At 66.0% G+C, this 17224-nt stretch carries 16 protein-coding genes and 1 pseudogene; 13 read left to right on the top strand and 4 right to left on the bottom strand.

Features of this window, described 5'->3' with window-relative positions:
• The first annotated feature begins 58 nt into the window (after positions 1 to 58).
• Together B9C43_RS00485 and B9C43_RS00480 are read left to right on the top strand one after the other, a co-directional pair.
• Positions 59 to 814, top strand: coding sequence for a TetR/AcrR family transcriptional regulator (locus B9C43_RS00485; RefSeq protein ID WP_033391023.1), 756 nt, complete (start codon positions 59 to 61; stop codon positions 812 to 814).
• Positions 815 to 972: 158 nt separating this feature from the next.
• Entirely contained in the window at positions 973 to 1545 is a 573-nt protein-coding gene (locus B9C43_RS00480) for a superoxide dismutase family protein (protein ID WP_084424075.1), read from the top strand.
• On the opposite strand, the gene B9C43_RS00475 is transcribed toward B9C43_RS00480, so the two are convergent.
• A complete protein-coding gene (locus tag B9C43_RS00475) occupies positions 1535 to 2371 on the bottom strand; it encodes an arginase family protein (protein ID WP_084424073.1) in 837 nt (278 codons plus the stop codon). The two genes, B9C43_RS00480 and B9C43_RS00475, sit on opposite strands and share 11 nt — an antisense overlap.
• 77 nt (positions 2372 to 2448) lie before the next feature.
• Between B9C43_RS00475 and B9C43_RS55340 the strand changes: the two are divergent.
• The 8 genes and pseudogenes from B9C43_RS55340 to B9C43_RS00435 all read left to right on the top strand — a co-directional run.
• Positions 2449 to 3149 (top strand): annotated as a pseudogene (locus B9C43_RS55340) (molybdopterin-dependent oxidoreductase); the annotation flags it as partial.
• Between the two features lie 555 nt (positions 3150 to 3704).
• Positions 3705 to 4637 carry a Ppx/GppA phosphatase family protein gene (locus tag B9C43_RS00465; RefSeq protein ID WP_084424071.1) on the top strand — a complete coding sequence of 311 codons (933 nt, stop codon included), beginning with the start codon at positions 3705 to 3707 and terminating at the stop codon, positions 4635 to 4637.
• 73 nt (positions 4638 to 4710) lie between these two features.
• Positions 4711 to 5895: a zinc-dependent alcohol dehydrogenase gene (locus B9C43_RS00460; RefSeq protein WP_033391025.1), complete on the top strand. Its 1185-nt coding sequence runs from the start codon at positions 4711 to 4713 to the stop codon at positions 5893 to 5895.
• Positions 5896 to 5948: 53 nt separating this feature from the next.
• Positions 5949 to 7292, top strand: a complete 1344-nt coding sequence (locus tag B9C43_RS00455) for a serine/threonine-protein kinase (RefSeq protein ID WP_235038379.1) — start codon at positions 5949 to 5951, stop codon at positions 7290 to 7292.
• 92 nt (positions 7293 to 7384) lie between these two features.
• A complete protein-coding gene (locus tag B9C43_RS00450) occupies positions 7385 to 8251 on the top strand; it encodes an alpha/beta fold hydrolase (RefSeq protein ID WP_143445979.1) in 867 nt (288 codons plus the stop codon).
• Entirely contained in the window at positions 8248 to 8889 is a 642-nt protein-coding gene (locus B9C43_RS00445; RefSeq protein ID WP_084424068.1) for an endonuclease, read from the top strand. Before B9C43_RS00450 ends, B9C43_RS00445 begins: the two co-directional genes overlap by 4 nt.
• Positions 8890 to 8901: 12 nt before the next feature.
• On the top strand, positions 8902 to 10110 hold the full coding sequence (locus tag B9C43_RS00440) for a PucR family transcriptional regulator (RefSeq protein WP_084424066.1): 1209 nt from the start codon (positions 8902 to 8904) through the stop codon (positions 10108 to 10110).
• Complete coding sequence (locus B9C43_RS00435) at positions 10107 to 11234, top strand: PucR family transcriptional regulator (RefSeq protein ID WP_084424064.1); 1128 nt, start codon at positions 10107 to 10109, stop codon at positions 11232 to 11234. Before B9C43_RS00440 ends, B9C43_RS00435 begins: the two co-directional genes overlap by 4 nt.
• 43 nt (positions 11235 to 11277) lie before the next feature.
• Here the strand turns inward: B9C43_RS00435 and B9C43_RS00430 are convergent, their stop codons facing one another.
• The 3 genes from B9C43_RS00430 to B9C43_RS00420 all read right to left on the bottom strand — a co-directional run bounded on the left by B9C43_RS00430 (position 11278) and on the right by B9C43_RS00420 (position 13741).
• Positions 11278 to 11631, bottom strand: coding sequence for a hypothetical protein (locus B9C43_RS00430; protein WP_143445977.1), 354 nt, complete (start codon positions 11629 to 11631; stop codon positions 11278 to 11280).
• A 194-nt stretch (positions 11632 to 11825) separates the two neighbouring features.
• Positions 11826 to 12242, bottom strand: coding sequence for a hypothetical protein (locus B9C43_RS00425; RefSeq protein WP_084424062.1), 417 nt, complete (start codon positions 12240 to 12242; stop codon positions 11826 to 11828).
• Between the two features lie 86 nt (positions 12243 to 12328).
• Complete coding sequence (locus B9C43_RS00420) at positions 12329 to 13741, bottom strand: phospholipase D-like domain-containing protein (RefSeq protein WP_084424060.1); 1413 nt, start codon at positions 13739 to 13741, stop codon at positions 12329 to 12331.
• 147 nt (positions 13742 to 13888) lie between these two features.
• On the opposite strand from B9C43_RS00420, the gene B9C43_RS00415 reads away from it, so the two are divergent.
• From B9C43_RS00415 to B9C43_RS00405, 3 genes are all read left to right on the top strand, one after another.
• A complete protein-coding gene (locus B9C43_RS00415) occupies positions 13889 to 16009 on the top strand; it encodes a catalase (RefSeq protein WP_084424058.1) in 2121 nt (706 codons plus the stop codon).
• Positions 16010 to 16075: 66 nt separating this feature from the next.
• Positions 16076 to 16267 (top strand): DUF3072 domain-containing protein, encoded by a 192-nt coding sequence (locus B9C43_RS00410; RefSeq protein WP_033391039.1) that lies wholly within the window; start codon positions 16076 to 16078, stop codon positions 16265 to 16267.
• Positions 16268 to 16281: 14 nt separating this feature from the next.
• Positions 16282 to 17217 (top strand): YihY/virulence factor BrkB family protein, encoded by a 936-nt coding sequence (locus tag B9C43_RS00405; protein ID WP_235038378.1) that lies wholly within the window; start codon positions 16282 to 16284, stop codon positions 17215 to 17217.
• The last annotated feature ends 7 nt before the right edge of the window (positions 17218 to 17224 follow it).

Raw genomic sequence — 17224 nt, 5'->3', positions numbered from 1 at the left:
TACGAAAGTAACCGTACGGTACGGTGTACGAAAGATGCAAGGCGAAGGAGACCCTGCGGTGGCGCGAAGTTCCCCGGCCCCAGATCTGGCCCGCAGCATCTACCTGTTGTGGGGCCACCACCCGAGCCCTGGACGGTCCGGCCTGTCCGTGACCGCGATCGTCGCCGCGGGCATCGAGATCGCCGACGCTGACGGGCTCGACGCCGTATCGATGCGCAAAGTGGCCAACCACCTGGGCGTCGGCGCGATGTCGCTGTACGCGCACGTCCCCGGCAAGGACGAGCTCACCGCGCTGATGGTCGACTCGGTCCATGGCGAGCTCTACGAAGACGTCGAAGCCGCGGCCCGGGCTGGAGACTGGCGCGCGGCGATGAAGTTCGTCGTGGCCCAGAACTGGGCCCTCTACGAGCGGCACCCGTGGCTGCTGGACATCCGCTCCACCCGGCCCAATCTGGGCCCGAACATCAGCCGCAAATACGAGACCGAGCTACGGCCTCTGGACGGCATCGGCCTGTCCGACATCGAGATGGACGCCGCACTGACGCTGGTGCTCGGCCACGTCGACAGCGCGGCACGGGCGCGCCGGAGCACGGTGCGCGCCCAGGCCGAGTCCGGAATGACCGACGCCGAATGGTGGGGCGTGGTCTCCCCGGTCCTTTCGCAGGTCATGGTCGACGATGACCTCGTGCTGTCCGCCCGGGTCGGCAGTGCGGTCGGCGCTCAGTTCAACGCCGCCCAGAACCCCGAGCACGCGCTCGCGTTCGGCCTGGACACCATCCTCGACGGCATCCAGGCCCGCATCGATCAGCGCTGAGCGAGGATAGCGTTGCCGTTGAAGGAAAGCGCGCCACCGATCCGCTGCAACGAGCCTGCGCTCCCCAAGTAGTCTCGGGGAGGACTAAGGCTGATTTGCTCTCCCCGCCACTGGCCGGAATTGGTACGACTTGGCCATTGGTCTTTTCAGGAGGCATCATGCGCCGTACTTCAGGAGTTCTTGCCGCCCTTGCAGTTCTGGCCGCCGTCGTACCGGCTGCCGCGGCAGCCGGCAGCGAGAGCAGCAGTGTCGGCCGGGCGATCGTTCGCGATGTGTCCGGTGCCGTGCTCGGCAGCGTCCGCTTCGACTCGATCAACCGCAAGATCCTCGTCAGCGGCAAGCTGACCGGTCTCACGCCGGGGTTCCACGCGTTCCATGTGCATTCGGTCGGCGTGTGCGATCCGAGGGCCACAGATCCCAACGGTGCTGTGGTCCCGTTTCTGAGCGCGGGCGGGCACCTCAACTTGGACGGTTCCGGCCACGGCCACCACACCGGCGATCTGCCCTCGCTTTATGTTTCCGCCGACGGCACGGCCAGCAGCGCCAACGACAACGACGAACTGACCGCCGCGGCGTTGTTCGACGCCGACCGCAGCGCGATCATCATCCACGCCCTGCCGGACAACTTCGCCAACATTCCCAGTCGCTACTCAGCCACCGGACCGGATGCGGCGACATTGGCGACCGGAGACGCGGGCGGTCGCGTCGCTTGTGGACTGATCACCCGTTGACGCACGCGGCGATAGTGGCAAGTACCCGCGTTGCGGTGCTTGCCATTCGCCCGTCGACGTCGCTGTCGGGGTTGTACGCCGTCACGGCGGCGGCCGATACGTCAAACCGACCAAAGACATTCTCGATGATGCCCTGCAGTCGCGCGCAGCTCAGGCCGCCGTCGGCGCTGTACTGGTTGGCGATCCCTTCGCTCGGGTCGAGGCAGTCGAGGTCGATATGGAGGTACATCCGGCGCACCCGATTGCCGAGATGGTCCAGTTCCGCACGAAGTTCGGCGTCGGTGAAGGTGTTCCCTTCCAGGACGTGGATGCCGGACCGGTGCAGTTCCTCGCGCTGGCCTGACTCGAAATCCCGGGCACTGACGTGCAGCACGCTGGCGTCGTCGATCGGTTCGAGCCCAAGGGTTTTCTGCCGCAGGTTCGACCAGCAACGGCCTGTCAGCACGGCAAGTCCCATCGCGTCCAGTGAACCTGAATGACTCTGGTCCGGCGTGTCGAAGTCCGGATGGGCGTCGAGCCACACAACGCCAAGGCCGTCGGTGCCGCACCCAGCCGCGGTGCCGAGACTGCTGTTGCAATCACCCGCGAGGACAAGGGGGAACAAACCTTCGTCGAGTGCCGACCGGACACAGTGACTCAGGTGCCGGGCCAATTCGAAGACCCGGGCAGCCTCGGGCAACGACGTGTCGACGGCTGGAACGGTCACGATCGACTCCGCCGCCAGTTCATGCGACGCCGCTTGCAGCAGGCGCGTGGGACCACGGCCACGATCGAACTCCGCCAGGCCGTCGTGGTACGGCGACGCGATCACTCGCAGTCTCACCATTCACGAATACCCAATTCACGGCATCGACAAAACCGTGGGGCAGCCGGACTCCTTACGGCGCCGGGCAGAGCTGGCCAGTGCGGGTCGACAGCTACCTAGCCGACGGTGTAAAGCCAGAGGAAGTCGACACTTGGGTGCGTACGCGGCGGTGCTGCACTCCAACGGTGACGGCATGGACCTGGCCGTCAAGGACGGTCGCATCGTCGGCGTGCGCGGCCGGGCCGATGACCGGGTGAACCACGGCAGGCTCGACCCGAAGAACTTGTTCGGGTGGCAGGCCAACAATTCCGCTGACCGCCTGACCACTCCCCTTGTTCGCGAAGGCGACCAACTCGTCGAGTCCACTTGGGACGAAGCGATGAGCCGTGTCGTCGCGCGGAGCAAGCAGTTGCTGGACGAACAAGGCCCGAGCACCTTGGGGTTCTACACAAGCGGCCAGCTGTTCGCCGAGAAGTACTACACTCTCGCAGCCATCGCTCACGGTGCGATCGGCACCAATCACGTGGACGGCAATACCCGCCTGTGCACCGCCACGGCGGCCGAATCGCTCAAACAGTCCTTCGGCTGCGACGGTCAACCGGCGTCCTATTCCGATGTGGACCATGCCGACGTCATCGCCCTGTTCGGACATAACGTCGCGGAGACACAAGCCGTGTGGAGCCGTATCCTCGACCGGCTCGCTGGACCGAATCCCCCTTCCTTGCTGTGCGTCGATCCGCGAGACACCGTGGTGGCTCGAGCGTCGGCCGTCCACCTGGCGCCGTTGCCCGGTACGAACGGCCGGCCGTGTGACTATTCGTTCCGAGGCCGCGCTGGCCAAGGACCTGCGCAGGGTCTCCGACCGGCACAAGGCCGAACACGAGGTCCACTACGTCGCGCGCGACCTGGCGAAGTGGTCGGCCGATCACGTCCGCGAACTGGCCACCGCCGCCCGGCGCTATGGCGTCGAACTGGACCACGAAGCACCCCGGAGTTCCGGCGCACTGGCATCGATCCGTACGGTAGTCAGCGAACTGGCCGCCAGCCGCCCCGAACCGGCCTGCTCCTGCTCGCTGACCTGCGCAGACTGCACCGTAAAGCCGCAGGTGTCGCACTGGACTGGGAGCTGCTCGCGCAAGGCGCGCAGGCAGCCAAGGACACCGATCTGGTCGAGCTGACGCAGCGCTGTCATCCCCAGACCTTGCGTCAATTGAAATGGACAAACGCGCTGCTGAAAACCCTCTCACCTCAGATCATCGCTAGTTGACGAACTACCTGGGTTTTCGCACTTCCGCCCTGGGGTACGTAAAGTGTCCGATTCGAGCGAAAATGGGGGCGGTGGACCGTGGGCCGTGTGGGTGTTCTGGACATTGGCTGCTTCAGCGCACACCTGGTAGTCGTCGATCGAGCCGACGGAACCCCGTCACGGCCGTCTTCCGACCACAAAGTGCGACTCAGACTCGACCGCGCGATCGACACAGCGGGCCGGCTCAGCCAAGACGGCGTCGACCAGATCACTCGGGCAGTCACCGAGATCCTCCGGCTCGTCCAGCGCGACGTCGAGGTAGTGGCGTACGCGACCTCGTCGATCCGGGACGCCGCCAACGCCGACCGCGTCCTGCGGCAGATCACTCGACGGACTGGCGTCAATCTCCTGACGTTCTCCGGTGAACGCGAGGCACAACTGTCGTACGTCGCGGCCCGCCATTGGTTCGGTCATGCCGCAGGTCCGCTCACCGTGCTCGATGTCGGTGGCGGGACGGCCGAAGTGGCCGCGGGTCGCGGTACCCAACCCCACACCGCCGTCTCGCTTCCCTTGGGAGCACGGACACTCACGCAGACGTGCATCGCGAACGGCATGCCCCTCAAGGAAGTCCGCGCCACCACGTCGGAACGCGTGCGCGATGCGTTGCAGGACACCGATCTCACCGGCATGGCGGTCGGATGCTCCAAGGTGATGCAGCAGCTGGCGCGCTTGGCCGGAGCCCGCCCGCAGCGCGAAGGACCGTTGGTCACGCGACATTTGCACCTGTCCGACCTGCGGAAATGGATTCCCCGGCTGGGTGATCTCACCGCGGCACAACGGGCCGAACTGCCCGGCATCTCCCGCCACCGCGCTCGTCAGTCGCTCGCCGGTGCCGTCGTGGTCGAGGCGTTGCTGGTCGCCACCGGGCACGAGTCGGTGCGGATCTGCCCTTGGGCGACCCAGGAAGGCCTGTTGCTCGAGCTGCTCGAGCACCCCGATGACCCCGCTTCGCTCAGCCACAACAGGCGGTTCGCTTCCTGACTTCAGCCAGGTTTACCGCGCCGGACGCCGGGAAGGCTCACCACTGAGACTTCCTCGCTGCGAAAGGCGTGACATGAAAGCAGTGACCTGGCACGGAAGACGCGATGTACGAGTGGACACGGTGCCCGACCCGGTGATCAAGGAATCCACGGACGTGATCGTGCGGATCACCTCGAGCGGCATCTGCGGATCGGATCTTCACCTGTACGAGGTGATGGGCCCGTTCATGGGTGAAGGTGACATCCTCGGGCACGAACCAATGGGAGTGGTCGAGGAGGTCGGTGCGGAAGTCACTGAGCTCAAGGCCGGTGACCGTGTCGTGGTGCCGTTCAACATCTCCTGCGGCACCTGCTTCATGTGCGACCAAGGGCTGCAATCCCAATGCGAGACGACCCAGGTCCGTGAGCACGGCATGGGCGCCGCCCTGTTCGGCTACACCAAGCTCTACGGACAGGTTCCCGGCGGGCAGGCCGAGTACCTGCGGGTGCCGTTCGGCAACACCTTGCCGATCAAGGTCCCGGACGGACCACCGGATGACCGGTTCGTGTACCTGTCCGACGTGCTGCCCACGGCATGGCAGGCCGTCCACTACGCCGACGTGCCCAAGGACGGCAGCTTGGTCGTCCTCGGCCTCGGCCCCATAGGCGATATGGCCACGCGCATCGCTCTGCACAAAGGTGTGCGCCAAGTGATCGGCGTCGACCTGGTGGCAGAACGGCTTGAGCGCGCGAGGAACAACGGGGTCGAGACGCTCGATCTGTTGCAGCACCACGGAGATCTGGTCGAGACGATTCGCGGCATGACCAACGGCCGCGGCCCCGACTCGGTGATCGACGCGGTCGGCATGGAAGCACACGGCTCCCTCGCCGCCAAGATCGCCCAACAGGTCACCGGCCTGCTCCCGGACGCCGTCGCGGCCAGGTTCATGCAGAAGGCCGGCGTCGACCGGCTGAACGCATTGCACATGGCGATCGACCTCGTCCGGCGCGGCGGCACCGTGTCGCTGTCCGGTGTGTACGGCGGGATGGCCGACCCGATGCCGATGCTGACGATCTTCGACAAGCAGATCCAGCTGCGGATGGGGCAGGCCAACGTCAGGCGCTGGGTTGACCAGATCTTGCCACTGCTCACCGACGACGACCCGCTCGGCGTGGACAGCTTCGCCACCCACCACCTGCCGCTCACCGACGCCCCGCGCGCCTACGAGACCTTCCAGAAGAAGCAGGCGGGGATGGTGAAGGTGCTGTTGCGGCCATAGGCCGTAGCCGCGTTGCGCCTGTGTCTGGGCCGGCCATCGCTATGATGCCGCACGTGGGGTGGCAGTTCGGCCCGTACCGGGTGGAAGAGTTGATCGCACGCGGGGGTATGGGCGAGGTCCACCGCGCGTACGACGTCCAGCACGACCGTTACGTCGCGCTGAAGTTGCTCACCGACCGCGGTGCGGACGACGAGGAGTTCCGCAAGCGGTTCAAGCGTGAGGCGCACGCGGCTGCCCGGCTGCGTGAGCCGCACGTCATCCCGATCCACGCTTACGGCGAGATAGACGGCCGGCTGTATCTCGACATGCGCCTGGTCGAGGGCAAGAACCTCAGCCGCGTGCTTGCCGACGACGGACCGATGAGCCCGGCCGCGGCCGTCGCCATCATCGGCCAGGTCGCGGCCGCACTCGACGCCGCGCATGCCGAAGGCCTGATCCACCGGGACGTCAAACCGTCGAACGTCATCCTGCAGGGAGACTTCGCCTACCTGGTGGACTTCGGCATCGCGCGGCCGTTGACGGCGAACACCGACATCACCGGCAGCGGCGAGGCACTCGGCACCCTCGGCTACATGGCGCCGGAAAGGTTCGGGTCCGGCCCAGTCGACCACCGGGTGGACGTCTACGCACTGGCGTGCATGCTGTTCCAGTGCCTGACCGGCGACAAGCCGTTCACCGCGGAGAACCCGCTCGCGGTGATCTTCGCGCACGCCAATGTGGACCCGCCGAAGCCGAGCGAACGCCGCAGCGGCGTGCCAACTGGCCTTGATCGAGTCGTCGCGAAGGGCATGGCCAAAAACCCGGCGGAGCGGTACGCCAGCGCGGGTGAGCTGGCGTCCGCGGCCCGCAAGGCGATGCACACCGAGTCGACCAAACGCCTGCCCGCGGTGCCTGTGGTGCCGCCGCCGGTCAAGCGCCGTCGTCCATATTGGATGATCGTCGCCGCGGCGGTTCTGTTGCTTGGCATCGCGGCTGCTGCCGTCTGGTTGTGGCCAAAAGGTTCCACGACTGGAAATCGGCAACCCACGGCTCCGCCCACGACGACAACCGCGACAACCGTCCCTTCCGGACCGGGCGGGCTGGCCGCCCCGGACAACCCGCCCTGCGACGGCGCGCACATCGTGATCGTCGGCTCGGCCGTGACCGAGGCGAACTACGCGTCGGACCTCCGCCAGTTCCTGACCGCACACCCTGGGGCCAAATACCTGCACGCCCCGTCGACCGGCTGCAGTTCGCTGCGCACGCACCTCGACGACACCGAGATCTACTCTGTCTACTATGGCCCGTTCACCGACAAGGAATCGGCTTGTGCCAAGCGGAACTCGGTGGGCGGCGACTCGTTCGTCCGGCGCCTCGACAACACCTCGTCGTCCGATCGAGCCGTCAGCTGCCGCTGAGCACTGCCCTTTCGGGTGCACCGGGCCGACTCCGTGGGTAGACCTGGTCCGCAGAGTGGCGAGTGGACGATCAAGTCGTCGAATGTGTGAGCATGCTTGCTCCCGCCTCGATCCTGATGAGTGCAGCCACGCACATCGCACAGCTCCGCGCCTGCATGCACCAACGTAAGGCCGACGTCGGCGGTTATGCGTTCCACTACTACGAGGGTGGCTCCGGTGACCCGCTTGTCCTGCTGCACGGCCTGGCTGACGACAAGACCTCGTTCCTGGCCACCGCCGCCCAGCTCACCCGGCACTACCGCGTGATCCTGCCGGATCTGGCCGGACATGGGGACAACGAACGCGACGCCGGTCGTGACTACAGCATCCGCGGCCACGTCGAAAGTCTGCGGCGTTTCCTCGACGAGATGGACCTCGGACCGATCCACCTTGGCGGCAACTCCATGGGTGGACACGTTTCGGCGGCGTACGCGCTACGGCACCCGGACCGAGTCCGGACTCTGATCGTGGTCAACGCACCGGGCGCGGCCAGGGACAACGCACCCATCTACGCCGGTTTCGGGCAACGGATGAAGACACTCGAGGACTTCGACGCGGTGCTCGCCCGGGTCTACTACCGGAAACCGAAGCTGCCCGGCTTCATCGCCAAGCAGATGCTCAAGGACATGGACCTCCGGTTCGACCACATCAACCTGATGCCGCGGGCGGTCAAGCAGGGCGAGGACATCGACCTCGCCGACCGGATCTCCGGCATCACACAACCGACCTTGGTGCTGTGGGGCAAGCACGATGTCGTGGTCCCGTTCGACGTCGCCGAGACGTGGGCGACGAGCATTCCCGACGCCCGGCTGCGGGTGCTGGCCGACGGCGCGCACTCGCCTCAACTGGAGATACCGGTGCCGGTGGCCGAGGAGATCCTCGGTTTTCTGAAACACCGCCAGGGTACTCGGCCGGTATGACCGACCAGAAGCAGATCGCCCGGCGGCTGCTCGACGTGGCCGGCGAAACCTATGCCAGCCAGGCCGGCATCCGCCTTGCCGACAAACCGTCCCCGCTGTACCAGTTGCTCGTGCTCAGCGTGCTGCTGTCGACCCGGATCAAGGCGGACATCGCGGTGGCTGCGGGCCGTGAGCTGTTCAAAGCCAAGATGAAGACGCCCCGCAAGATGCTCGACGCGACCTGGCAGCAACGCGTCGACGCCTTGGGCAAAGGGCACTATGTCCGTTATGACGAGAGCACGGCGACGGCTCTCGGCGAGGGCGCGGAATTGCTGCTCGACAAGTACAGCGGTGATCTACGAAAGCTCCGCAAAGCCGCCGATGGTGACGTGGACAAGCTTCGTGCGCTCCTGCAGGAGGTGCCGCGACTGGGCCCGGTGGGCGCGGACATCTTCTGCCGTGAGGCACAAGAGGTCTGGCCGGAGCTGCGGCCGTACCTGGATCGCAAAGCGCTCGACGGCGCCGACAAGGTCGGTCTGCCCGCCGACGTACGCAAGCTGGCTCGGCTGGCAGGCGATGACGTCGCCAGGCTGGCCGCGGGCCTGGTCAGAGTCAGCCTGGACAAAGGCCTTGCCAAGGAGGTCCATCCAGCCGCGTGAGGCCGGGTCCTCATGGCGGTACTGCTCCCCTTGCTTGCCCAGCACCATGTTCCGCAGGGTGACCGGCTGGTCGAGGGGGTTGGGATGGGTGATCTCTTCGCCCTGTGGCGAGGACGTGTCGATGCCAACAGCAGACGCGCTGTCGACGTCTACACGCAAGAACTTCCCGATTTCCGCAAGATCGCGTCCAGCACCCGGGCGCGTGCCGCGATCCTGGACTTCGCGGTGTTCCTGCGGAAACGGACCGTCTCGCTGGTCACCGAGAACAAACCGTTCACCGCGGAGGACCTGGCATTCATCGAGGTCGTCGGGCGGGAGCGGGCCAGAAGAGGCCTGTCGCTGGCCTCGCAGCGCCATGTCCTGCAGCTGCACACATCTCTCACCCTGAAAGAGGTCCACGAGGCGGCCAACCCGCGCGACCTCGAAGACGTCATGCACACGCTGGCCTGGCTGCCACCGCTGGGCCTGGCCGCGCAAACCGCGTACACCTCGGGTTTTCTTTCCGGGCAGGAGGCGGTCCTGCCGGTTGTCGAGCGCGTCCAGCAACTCGCCGACATGCTGCTCGCCGACGACCCGATCGCCGCTGACATGGCGGCGAGCCTGGCCATGGAAATGCCCGAGAGCTGGGTTGTCACGGTTGCGCGGATCCCCGCGGAACACCCGGAGCGCAGCGAAGTCCTGCAGGATTTGCTGCGACGCCAATGGATACCGGTCCGCTGGACGGAGCCCGGCGAGTTCGTCGCGCTGACGCCGGGCAATTCCCAGGACATCATCCAGGACTTCTGGGATTTCACCGAACTTCCCTGCGCGGTCGGTGCCGCACAAGGCCGGACAGGTGAACTGGCCGAGGCGTTGACTGCGGCCCGGCAGGTCAGCCAGGCCGCGCCAATCCGTTCTGCGCCAAGCGGTGTGTACTACCTCACCGATCTGTTCGCCGAGGTCGGCGCGGCACGGGTGCCGCCGGTCGACCGGTGGCTCGGCGAGCTGGCGAGCCGCCTCGCCGCCGGTCCAGACCTGGTGGCGACGCTCGATGCCTTCTACCGCAACAACATGGCCAGGACGCAGACGGCCGCGGTGCTGAACATCCACCCCCGGACACTGGAGTACCGGCTGCGGCGCGTGCACGATCTCACCGGGCTGGATCCGGTTTCCGTGCGCGGCGTGCGGATCCTGAGCACCACCGTGCACCGTGTCCTCGCCGCAAGAGAGGAAACGGCGTGAGCGATCTGCTCGGTCTGCTGCGAAAACGGATCTCCACCAACGCCAAACGTGTTGTCGAGGTCTGCTCGAACGATCTGCCCGACTACGCCGCGGCTGCCGCCGATCCACGCGAATACGCGGGCATGCTTGACTTCGCGGTGTTCATCCGGCACCGCACCATCGACCTGGTCGCAGGCAACGAACCGCTGACCGACGACGATCTCGCCGTCGTGGCGGCCACCGGAGAACGACGCGGTGAAACCGGCATGTCCAGGACGGTCCTGCGCCGCGTGCTCACGGTGCACGCCAGCGCCACTCTCAACGAGATCCAGGAAGCTGCCGGCCCTCACGACCTTCCGGTGACCATGCAGATGCTCGGCTGGCTGGGGCCACAGGGAGCGGCTGCCCAGCAGGCGTACACGCTGGGGTTCCTGAAGGGCCAGCAGCATTTTCTGCCGCTCATCGGCCAAGTACGGCAGTTCACCGAGATGGTGCTCGCGGACGAGCCAGCCGCTTTGGCCAACGCCCGCAACCTCGGCATCACCGTGCCGGACACGTACCAGGTCATCGTGGCCAGAACTCCAGGCGTGGACCCGGAAACCGCCGATGAGGTGGTGCATACGGTCTGGCACCGGTACAGCGTTCCGGCGACGTGGTACGGCGACGAGTTCGTCGCGCTCGTCCCTGCCGGGCACCCCACGAGCCTGATCAGCGACTTCGCTGAGATCATCGCGCGGCCGTTTTCCGTGGGCGCGGCCACTGGACCGGCTTCCGCACTCGCTGAGGCCTTCGCGCTGGCGAGGCGAGTCAGCCGGGTCACGCGCGCCGAGACCCAGCCCGACCACCTCTACACCGCCGTCGACGTGTTCATGGAACTCGGTGCCGCCGAACTGCCGGAGATCGACCGATGGCTGCACGACTTGGCGCGGCGACTGGCCGGCGGACCCGACCTGGTGTCCACATTGGACGCGTACTACCGGCACGACCTGAACCGGTCACGGGCGGCCGTCGCGCTCTGCATCCACCCGCGGAGTCTGGATTACCGGCTGCAACGAGTGCACGAGCTGACCGGTGTCGCCCCGGCCACCACGCACGGAATCCGGATCTTGAGCACGGTCGTATCGCGCGTACTTGCCCATGGGTGAGGCCCTTCACCGGCGGGGACCGGTGAAGGGCCGGTGTGCCGAATCAGAGCTTCACGAGGCGGTACTCGTAAGGCGACGATCCGGGCGAGGCCGAGCAGTTGATGCCTTGCCGGGAAGAGGTGTACGAGTAACCGCTCGGGATCCAGCAGGCCCACTGTCCGGTCAGGTTGACGTTCACGGCGTCCAGCAGGAAGTACTCGTAACGCGACGCGCAGCTGGGCTGGGAACGCACGGACGACCAGGTGTAGCCGCCCGGCACCATGCACGACCAAGTGCGGTGCAGGCTGGCGACACCTACGTCCGCTGATTGGGCGGATGCCGCCGAGGCTCCGACCACGATCGATGCGGCGGCGACAACGGTCGCACCGGCCAATGCGCTGAGAACTGTTCTCTTCACGATTCTCCTTGTCGGAATTCGGTTTACGTGCCCAGCCATGCATTCAGGCGTACCCGAGCTTCCCAACGCGACCGGTGAGCAGTCTTCGTCAATCCGCGCAAAACCCCGGCGGCCCTTCGTAAGGACCCGCAAAAGCCCTGCGGCGCGAATCGGGGGTCCAGCCGGCGCACCGGCTGGACCCCCGACAAGGGCTGCTACACGTGTGTGACCAGCAAAGTCACCCCAGCCTCACCGCCGCAGTCGACGAACACCGGGCCGACGCCGTTGCCGATGTGCGGTGCGAGGTTCGCCTTCGCGAGGAACCCGTTCGGGTCGTCCTTCAGGATCCGGATGTTCACCAGTGCCGGCTTGTCCGGGAATCCGCCGAGGATCGACTTCAGGCCGGTTCCGCCGCCGCAGTCGCCCGTGATCGTCACTTCCTGGCCGCGCTCGGTGGTCGGGTTCGGGGTGACCCGTACCGTCGCCCGCGCTCCCTTCGGCGGCTTGTGCTGTCCCTTGGCCACTTCCTGCCCACTCCCTGCGGTATCCGCTGACGCTGTCCCAATGACGCCTGCGGTGATCAGAGCCGCCGCGGCGATCAACCCACCCACGACACGTCCTGTCTTGCCCATGGCTCCCCTTCCTGGATCGTTTCCATGACAGGCGTCGGCACCGCCCAGGAAGGTTCTCGAACCCAAGAAATGTGACCCACGGCACATCAGCCGTCGACGAGCAAGCCTCGCAACGGGCCTTGGAGCCGGTCCACCCGCCGGGACACTCCGGGCAACAGTGTGAGCCGGTGTTTTTCGTGGTTCTCAGCGTAAGGCCGCCACAGCCGGTCGATCACGTCAGCCGGTTCACCGTCTACTTCAGACACTGGACACTGCAGGTGTTCGCTCCACAGGCGTAACCGGGTGTCCTTGGCCGCCGCCGCGTCGTCGGTGACAAGGTTGGCCTCGGTGTCGTTGAACAGTGAGTGCTCGTTGAGGTTCGCCGATCCCACGGTCATCCACTTGTCGTCGATGATGGCGAGTTTGGCGTGGACGTAGACCGACACTTTGTTGTCACCGTCGTGCGACGTGAGCGTGACGGCCAGCAGTCTGTGGTTGCCGTCGTCGGCTTCGAGCAATCGGCCGAGCTGGCCACGCGTGGTGTCCGCGCCGTTGCTGGGTTTGCGGGGCAACACGAGCACCACGCGGAAACGGTCGTGTGGCGGCTGGCGCAGCTTGTCGATCAACACTTCGGCGATCTCAGGCGACCACAGGAACTGGTTTTCCAGGTACACCAGATCCTGCGCCGACCGCAGCGCGCGCAGGTACGCGTCCAGCGCGCTGAACTCACCGCGCGGAGCGAAGTCGTAGGTCTTCTCAGGAATCGTGCGTACAAATTGGACGGTTGAGTTCCCTGCTGGCTCGGGAATGCGCGGTTGCGGCAGCTGCTCACCGGCTATCTCCGCCCAGCGCGCACGGAAATGGCCGGCCACGTCAGCGACCACTGGGCCGTCGGCCCGCATCACCGCGTCGTGCCAGCCGATCGGCCGGTCCGCGGGGTGCTTGGGGCTGTCGTGGCGGTCGCCTTCCAAGGCCGTGAAGTCCATCCCGCCGACGAAGGCAGTCTCGTCATCGACGATCAACAGCTTCTCGTGGTGGCAATGCAGCGTTCGTTCGCGTGCGTCAAGCACACACTGGGCCTTGCTGTCCCGCATGAACTCGGTGCGCGCCGCACGTGCTCGTTTGCGCGTCGGCTCGAACGCAGGCACTGGCGGCCCGGCCCACAACAACACCCGGACCGGTATGCGTTCCGCCGCTTCGGCGAGGAGGTCCCTGAGCGTCTTGGCGGCCTCGTCACGGGTGGGCCGGAAGTCCGGGCTCGAGTGCCATCCCGCGAGGTGCACGAACGACCGGGCGCCCTTGATCGCCTCCACCATTTCCGGCAACGCCTCTTCACCGTCGACGAGCACTTTGACGCGGCAACCCTCACGGACCGGCGCGTGAGGAGTGAACCAGCCCGTGCCGGAGTCGTCCAGTACGTCTCCCCACCCGAGCTTGCGCAGCCGACGTGCGTGATGCGAGCACAGCATCCGCTCCAGCCCGTCACCGAGCCGATTGTCAATCCGGTCGAGTAAACCCATACCAGACATAGTTTCCGCTAAACCGGCCGGTCAAACAGGCAGGCGAAGGAATCCGGAACCGGCCTGCCGGCTTGAGGACTACCTCCCGTCGCGGTGGGTATCACCAGCGGTGTAGCAGCGCCGCAATCTCCGGGAGGTCCGGGCCTGATGCCCCAGCGCGACTTCAACGACGAGAAGGACCAGCAACTCGAGTCAGTGCGGACGGACGCCGAACACACCCGGCTGACCACTCAGCAAGGAGTCCGAGTCGATCACACGGACGACTCGCTGACCGCGGGCGCGCGGGGCCCGACACTGCTGGAGGACTTCCACGCCAGGGAGAAGATCACCCACTTCGACCACGAACGCATCCCGGAACGCGTCGTACACGCTCGAGGAGCCGGTGCCTACGGGCATTTCCAGCCGTATGACACATGGTTGGCCGAGTACACCGCAGCGGAGTTCTTGACCGACCCGCAGATCCGGACTCCGGTCTTCGTCCGGTTCTCCACTGTGGCGGGGTCACGCGGCTCGGCGGACACCGTGCGGGACGTGCGTGGGTTCGCCACGAAGTTCTACACCCGCCAGGGAAACTACGACCTGGTCGGCAACAACATGCCGGTGTTCTTCATCCAGGACGGCATCAAGTTCCCTGACTTCGTGCACGCGGTCAAACCCGAGCCGCACAACGAGATCCCGCAGGCGCAGTCGGCGCACGACACCCTGTGGGACTTCGTGGCACAGCAGCCGGAGACCATGCACATGATCATGTGGCTGATGTCCGACCGCGCACTGCCGCGCAGCTACCGGATGATGCAAGGGTTTGGCGTGCACACCTTCCGGCTGGTCAGCGCCGACGGCCGGGGGACGTTCGTGAAGTTCCACTGGAAGCCACTGCTCGGCACGCATTCGCTGGTATGGGACGAGACGCAGAAGATCGCGGGCAAGGACCCGGACTTCAACCGGCGTGATCTGTGGGAGGCGATCGAGACCGGCGACTTCCCGGAATGGGAACTGGGCGTGCAACTGGTCAGCGAGGACGACGAGCACAGCTTCGACTTCGACCTGCTGGACGCCACGAAGATCATCCCCGAGGAGCAGGTCCCGGTCCGGCCGGTCGGCAGGCTCGTGCTCGACCGCAACCCGGACAACTTCTTCGCCGAGACCGAACAGGTCGCGTTCCACACCGCGAACATCGTGCCGGGGATCGATTTCAGCAACGACCCGCTGCTGCAGGCCCGCAACTTCTCCTATTTGGACACGCAGCTGCTGCGGCTCGGCGGCCCGAACTTCGCCCACATCCCGGTGAACCGGCCGGTGGCGCCGGTGCACACCAACCAGCGTGACGGGTTCGCACAGCACCGGATCCACCGCGGCCGGACCAGCTACTTCGACAACAGCCTGGCCGGTGGCTGCCCGGCGGTCTCCGGCCAGTTCCCCGAGGTGTTCACGCACTACCAGGAGAAGGTCGAGGGCGCGAAGATCCGCAAGCGCAGCGACAGCTTCAAGGACTTCTACAGCCAGGCCACCCTGTTCTACAACAGCATGACCCAGCCGGAGAAGGACCACATCGTCGCCGCGTTCCGGTTCGAACTCGGCAAGGTCGAGCAGACCGAGATCCGTGCCGCGGTCGTTGACCACCTCAACCACGTCGACCATGGGCTGGCCACCCAAGTCGCACAAGGGATCGGTGTCCCGGCGCCGCAACAGGAGGCCACGCCCAACCACGGCCGCAGTTCTCCCGCGTTGAGCCAGCTCATCTCTCCGGTGGCATCGGCGAAGACCCGCAAGGTAGCCGTGCTGATCGCGGACGGCGTTGACGGCATCGGCACCCGCCGCCTGGTCTCGGCGCTGACGCAAGCCGGCGCGATCCCCGAACTGCTCGCCCCTGCCGATGGCATGGTCCGCTGCGCCAACGATGAAGACATCAAAGCGGACCGGGCGATCAACACGATGGCCTCCGTGCTCTACGACGCCGTCGTCGTCCCTTGTGGACCGGACAGCGTGAGCACGCTCAGCAAGGACGGGTACGCCGTCCACTTCGTGACCGAGGCATTCAAGCACGGCAAACCGGTCGGTGCCTTCGGAGCCGGGATCAAGTTGCTGCGCATAGCGAACCTCGGCGAGACGCGACTGGCGTCCAGTGAGGACGACGTGGTGTCCGATGTTGGCGTGGTGACCACGCCGAAAGCCGAGAAGTCGATGGACGACCAGTACTTCGAGACGCTTGTCGCACAGCTCGCCAAGCACCGGATCTGGGACCGGGACACGGCCGCGATCCCAGCGTGATTACCCGCGGCACACCGGGGTAACCGTCGAACACATGTTCCAACAGCGAGGCGGAGGTGACGGCAGATGGTCGAGCCGAACCCTGAGAAGGACCCGGCGGAGTGGACGACCGGCGAGGAGCCGATGACCGGGCCACAACAGTCGTACCTGCACACCCTGGCGCAGGAGGCCGGTGAAGAGGTACCCGCGGACCTCACCAAGGCCGAAGCGTCCAAGCTCATCGACGAACTACAGCAAAGAACCGGCCGCGGCACCTGACAGTGGGTATGACCATGGCGAAGCACGTGAAGGGCCTGACGGACTTGCCCAAGCGCTCGTGGTGGCAAGTGCTGAAACGGACAGTCAAGCAGTTCCAGCGCGACAGCCTGGACGACTGGGCGGCCGCGCTGACGTACTACAGCGTGTTGTCGCTCTTCCCCGGCATCATCGTGCTGACCTCCTTATTGGGCCTGCTCGGGCCGGAGTCGACGAAGGCGCTCACCGACAACATCCAGCAGATGGCTCCCGGACCGGCCCGTGACCTCGTACTCAACGCGGTCGGCGAGCTGAAGAACGCCAACTACCTCGCCGGGCCGTTCGCCATCGTCAGCCTGGTGATCGCGTTGTGGACGGCGTCGGGGTACATCGGCGCGTTCATCAGGGCGGCCAATGCGATCTACGAGGTCGAAGAAGGACGGCCGCTGTTCAAGACCATCCCGCTGCGGATGGGCATCACCCTGGCCATCGTCGTCCTGCTCGGGGTCTGCGCCATCGGCGTGGTGCTCACCGGTGGGCTGGCCGACCGGGTGGGGCAGTTGCTGGGGATCGGCTCGACCGGCGTACTGCTCTGGGACATCGCCAAGTGGCCGATCATCGCGATCCTGATCAGCCTCGCGTTCGCGCTGCTGTACTGGGCCTCCCCGAACGTCCAGCACCCCGGTTTCCGGTGGCTCACGCCAGGCAGCGCGCTAGCCGTGCTGCTGTGGGTGCTCGCGTCGGTCGGTTTCAGCCTGTACGTGGCGAACTTCGGCTCGTACAACAAGACCTACGGTTCGCTCGCCGGTATCGTGATCTTCCTGATCTGGCTGTGGCTGTCCAACCTCGCTGTGCTGCTCGGTGCCGAACTCGACGCCGAACTGGCCCGTGGCAAGCAGATCGAGCAAGGACACCCGGAGGACGAAGAACCGTTCCTGCCGCCGCGCGACACCCGGGCCATGGACGACACGTAGTTTGCCG

Origin of the sequence: Kibdelosporangium aridum (assembly GCF_900176515.1) — a bacterium.
GTDB classification, from domain to species: Bacteria; Actinomycetota; Actinomycetes; order Mycobacteriales; family Pseudonocardiaceae; genus Kibdelosporangium; species Kibdelosporangium aridum.
The sequence above is the reverse complement of the archived record's forward strand: the minus strand, read 5'-3'. Positions and strand labels throughout refer to the sequence as shown.